We start from the raw sequence: 5,109 nt of genomic DNA on the forward strand, positions 1-5,109 counted from the left end.
AATCCAACTGGCCCTGGATGTCATCACGAGCCTGCGACAGCGACGACGCCACCTGCTCCATCTCCGCATACGAAGCACCGAAATCGGCCATCGTCAACTCCCTCACTCAGATTCCCGACCCACCCCGGGCCGATGACTCCAAGCTAGCGAAACCCCGCCTGCGACCACGATGGGGACCATTCCCCATGCGGGTCCCCAGGTCATCGCTGGACCGCGGTCTGCGGCACCTCCAGCGTGGAGCCCTCGACCAGCGGCATCTGCACCGTGACGGCGCGCCCCGACTGGACGAAGATGCCGCGGCCCTCGGGGAAGTCGGAGCGCTTGACCTTCGGGAAGGGCACCTTGAAGATGGCGTCGCCGTCGAAGGCGTCCGGACGCAGCACGATGCCCTTGCGGCCCCCCTTGAAGTCGCCGATGAGCCCGAACCCGCTGGAGATCTGGCTGACGTCGGCATCGCCGATCAACAGGTGCTCGCTGCGGTTGACCGCCTGGAACAGCGCCTTGAGCGGGCGCTCGGCCGGCGTGTCGGCGAACTGCGGGACGTCCTCGATGACGATCAGGAGCCTCGCCTCGAGCGACTCGTCGCCGACCAGGTCGGCGAGCTCGGTCGCCAGGTCCTTCGCCTCGTCGGGAGTCGTCGCGCTGCGCATCCACGGCGCGAACTCCTTGAGCTGCGAGCGGCGCCCGCCGAAGTGGAACAGCCGCACGCCGGGATCGAAGCGCGTCATCGAGGTGATGAGCGCCTTCATCGCATTCGTCTTGCCCGACAGCGGCGGTCCCGTCACCACGAACGTGCCGATGGGATCGAAGTCGCGCGCCGCGAGGGTGTCCTCGGCGACGCCGAGCGCGGGGAAGTCGCCGATGCGATCCGGCATCGCGGTGGACTGCAGCCGCGTGGGAAGCGAGCCGATCTCCTCGACCTCGCGGGCGCCCGCGGCACGGAGGTCCTGCGCCCACTGGGTGAGCAGCTTGGTCTGCTCCGCGACGTTCGGCGTGCCGCCGAGCACGGCGATCTGGGTCTCGAAGCCGTCCACGATGGCCCGCCCGGGCGCCGATCGCTCGTCGAGGACGTCCTTCGGCGCGTTGAGCAGGGCGTAGGCGTTCTCGTCCGACAGTCGCAGCACGACCCGGCGGGACACGTTCGAGCTGATGGCGGTCGGGACCGAACCCGACCGGTCGGCGGTGGCGACGACGTGCACGCCGAGCGGGCGGCCTTCTCCCAGGATGCGCATGAACGCCTGGTAGAACGGCATCCGAGCGGTCGTGGACTCCCACTCCGCGCGGAACTGCGGCAGCCCGTCCAGGAGCATGATGATGCGCGCCTCGTCGCGACCCGTCAGCTCGCGGTATTCGGCGATGCTCGACGCGTTGGCGGCGCTGAACCGCTTGCCCCGGTCGTCGAGGATGGCGCCCAGCGACCGCATGATGCGCTGCACGCGCTCGGCGTCGTCCCCGGGGATGATCGAGCCGACGTGCGGCAGCACCTCGAGGCTCTTCAGCGCGCCGGCGCCGAAATCGAGCCCGTATACGGCGACGTTCTCGGGACGGCGGCCCGTCGCCGCCGCGATCGCGACGGTGCGCAGCACCGTCGACTTGCCCGAACCGCTGGTGCCGTACACGAGAAGCGACCCGTCGCGGTCGGGCTCGAAGTACACCGGCTCCTGCAGCTGACGCTCGGGGACGTCGCGCTTGCCGAGCAGGATGAACCCCGAGCGTCCGGCCCGCAGCTGGCGGATGTCGACCGTGGTCTCGAGGTCGTCGAGCCACGGGCGGCGCGGCGCGGGGATCCGTGCCATGTCGGCGGCCGCCACGAGCGTCGCGACGATGCGCTTCTGGTCGTTGGGGCCGGGGTCCACGTCGTGCGAGTCGGACTCGCCCGAGTCGGGGAGCTCCCAGCGCTGCACCGACCCGAACCGCAGCTGGGCGACGGCGACGTCCGCCGCGGGCGCCTGGTCGCTGCTCCATCCGCCGGCGTAGGCGGATTGGAACGACACGAGGCGACCCGGTCCGGTCTTGGCGATCCCGCGACCGGGGATGCCGGGATCGAAGCGCGCCGCCACGGGATCGCCGACGACGTCCTTCGAGTCGGACTCGTCGGCCATGCGCAGCGCGACCCTCAGGTTGGTGTTGGCGCGCAGGTTGTCCTTGATCACGCCGGCGGGGCGCTGGGTGGCCATGATCAGGTGGATGCCGAGCGATCGGCCGCGCTGGGCGATGTCGACGACGCCGTCGACGAACTCCGGCACCTCCCCCGCGAGTGCGGCGAACTCGTCGATCACGAGCACCAGCGCCGGCGGGGTGTCGGGATCGCGGCGCTTCTCCAGCTCGAGGAGGTCCTTGGCCTTCTTGCGGTTGAAGAGGTGCTCGCGGTGATGCAGCTCGGCACGCAGGCTCGTCAGCGCGCGGCGGACGAGGTGCGGGCTCAGGTCGGTGACGAGGCCGACGCAGTGCGGCAGGTCGACGCAGTCGGCGAACGCCGAGCCGCCCTTGTAGTCGACGAACAGGAACGTGACGCGGTCGGGGCTGTGGGCCGCCGCCATGCCGAGCACCCACGCCTGCAGGAACTCCGACTTGCCGGCTCCGGTGGTGCCGCCCACCAGGGCGTGCGGGCCGTGGGTCCTCAGGTCGAGCGCCATCGCGTCCGTGGCGCCCTGGCCGACGATCGCGCGCAGCGTGCCCGCCTTCTTCAGCCGCGGCAGAACGGCGCCGGAGCGGTCCAGGATGGTGTTGTTCTCGCGCCAGCGCTCGATCGCGAAGGAGGGCTCGGCGGCCATCTCCGACCCGATCAGGGAGAGGAACATCACGGAGTTCGGGATGTCGGACGAGTCCTCGATCACGGTGCTGGAGTCCACCACCGGCGCGAGCCGCTTCGCGAGGACGGTCATCAGCTCGTTCGAGACGCCCTCGACCGCCGTGTCGGGATAGTCGACGCCGCTGCGGACCGTGCCGGCACGGGCGCGCTCGAGCCCGTTCGTGACGTCGAGGAAGCTTCGGCACACCGCGGGCAGCGCGTCGACCATGGGGGCGACGAACAGTCCGTACACGCCGACGTCGGCGCCGCGCTCGAGCACCTGGGTCAGGCGAGCCCGGTCGACGGGGGCATCGGCGGTGACGATGACGACGACCGCCGTCTGACCGGGGAACGTGGCCTCTTCGGCGGCGCGGCGCACGTCGGTGCCGTAGCGCATCGGATCCCAGTCGTCCGCGAGGGGCAGCCGCGGCGACGACGCGGCCTTCGACCGCTGCATCACGAGCTCTTCCAGGCCCGACAGCAGCGCCGCGCCCGTCGACGCCGAGTCCGACAGCGGCATATCGCGGAACGGACTGCGCTCACTGGAGGTGTGGGGCAGCCACTTCAGCCACTCGAGCTGCGTCGCCCAGCGAGGCTCGGTCAGCGCGATGGCGACCAGCTCGTTGGGCGAATGCAGGCCGAACAGCTGCACGCACAGGCCGCGCAGCGCATCGGCGGCCTCGCGGTCGCCGCCGGCGACGCCGATCACGCCCACGCTCTGCAGCGACTCCAGCACCGGAACGCCGTCGATGGTGCGGTAGCGCTCTCGCAGCCGGTCGACGCGATCGACGAACTCCTGCAGGGCCTCCGGCGTCTCGGACCGCTTCACCGTCGTGCGCGAGGGGGCCTCGGTGATGCCCAGCCGCACCGAGAGGAAGTTCCAGTGCTCGGGACGCCGTGTCCACAGCATCGGACCCAGCCGCATCGCCTCCTCGAAGACCACCGCCACGGGCGGGGCCTCCGCATTGCGGATCTCGCGCTCGCGCGGACGCTCCCTGTAGAGCGTCTCTTCGAGCTCTTCGAAGGTGCGCTCGAAGATCTCCGTCTCTTTGCGGGCACGCTGGCCCACCTGGGTGCGCTGGGAGATGAAGTTGCCGAGCAGCATCAGCGGCGACATCACGACCACGAGGAGCGACCGGGGGTTGCCGTTCATCGCGAACAGCGCCATGCCGAGGATGAGAGGTGCGACCAGCATCGGCCAGGGGAACAGCCGCGTGACCGGATCCTTCGGCATCCGAGGCTCGGGGAGCTCTTCGCCGATGTAGCGCGGCTCGACGCGCGGGCTGCGATTGAACAGCAGCGATCCGCCGCGCTCGAGCACCGGGTCCTGCTCGACGGGGGCGAAGTCCTGGACCATGCGGACGACCACGTCGGTGTCGCCGAGCGAGAACCGCTGCCCCGGGATGACGCGGAGGCGCTGGACCAGGCCGCCGTCGACCACGATGCCGTTGGCCGAGTTCAGGTCGACGAGCTCCACCGAACCGCCGACCTCGATGCGCGCATGCACCTTGGAGATCAGCGGATCGTCGAGCACGATGTCGTTGCCAGCGGCGCGCCCGATGGTGAAGTGGCCGCGCGGCAGCGGGAACTCGCGTCCGACGAGCGGGCCGCCGACGACCGAGAGGATGGCGGCCGGGGGGCCGCCGACCGCCCGCGACGCCACGTAGTCCTCTCCGAGGTTCACGATCGATGCGATGAACCCCGAGCCGACCGGGGCGTCGCTGATCAGCATGTCGGGCGCGAGCATGGTGAAGGTCGAGGAGGTGGGCGGTGCCACCTTGAGCGTCAGCACATCGCGCGAGGAGGCGGACGTCTCGCGCGCCGGGTCGGTGTCGACGATGTGCCGGGCCACGTCCTGCACGGTCGCCGTCGTGTCGGACGTGACGACGATGTCGATCTGCTGCGCGTCTCGCCGCTGGAGAGTGAGTCTGAGTCTCATGCGTTGTCCTCGGGGTCTGCGTCAGCCGATGCGGATGAGGGCTCGCCGGTCGCCCAGCAGGAGGGTGTCGCCGCTGCGGACCGTGACCCCCTGCCCGGGCGGAAGGGAGTGCTCCGCGCCATCGCGGATGAGCGCGCTGCCGTTCGTCGAGGCACGGTCGACGGCGATGATGGCGCCGCCCGTGCGCAGCAGCGCGAGATGGGTCTTGGAGATCGACTTCGTCGGATCCTCGATCGGGACGAGGGTGAGCCCGTTGTCGCCCGGCGCGGGGGACGGATCGCGGCCGATCAGGATGCCGGCGCCGGGGAGGGCGATGCGCGCGCCGGTGTCGAACTCCAGCACGGCGGCCGGGGACGACGCGTCGGCCACCGGCGGCGCG

At 70.8% G+C, this 5,109-nt stretch carries 2 protein-coding genes; both read right to left on the reverse strand.

What is annotated here, in order from left to right; translation table 11 throughout:
- Nucleotides 1-200 precede the first annotated feature (200 nt).
- Entirely contained in the window at nucleotides 201-4,730 is a 4,530-nt protein-coding gene (locus VIP82_RS04220) for a type VII secretion EssC family protein (RefSeq protein WP_331906032.1), read from the reverse strand.
- A 21-nt stretch (nucleotides 4,731-4,751) separates the two neighbouring features.
- Nucleotides 4,752-5,109: FHA domain-containing protein (locus VIP82_RS04225; RefSeq protein WP_331906033.1), on the reverse strand; the 358-nt coding region annotated here is incomplete at its 5' end.

The sequence above is a fragment of the Microbacterium sp. genome (assembly GCF_036566905.1).
GTDB lineage: Bacteria > Actinomycetota > Actinomycetes > Actinomycetales > Microbacteriaceae > Microbacterium.

Bases quoted from the DNA above. Each gene is read 5' to 3' on its own strand.
- VIP82_RS04220 (WP_331906032.1), bottom strand. From the start codon at position 4,730: ATGAGACTCAGACTCACTCTCCAGCGGCGAGACGCGCAGCAGATCGAC.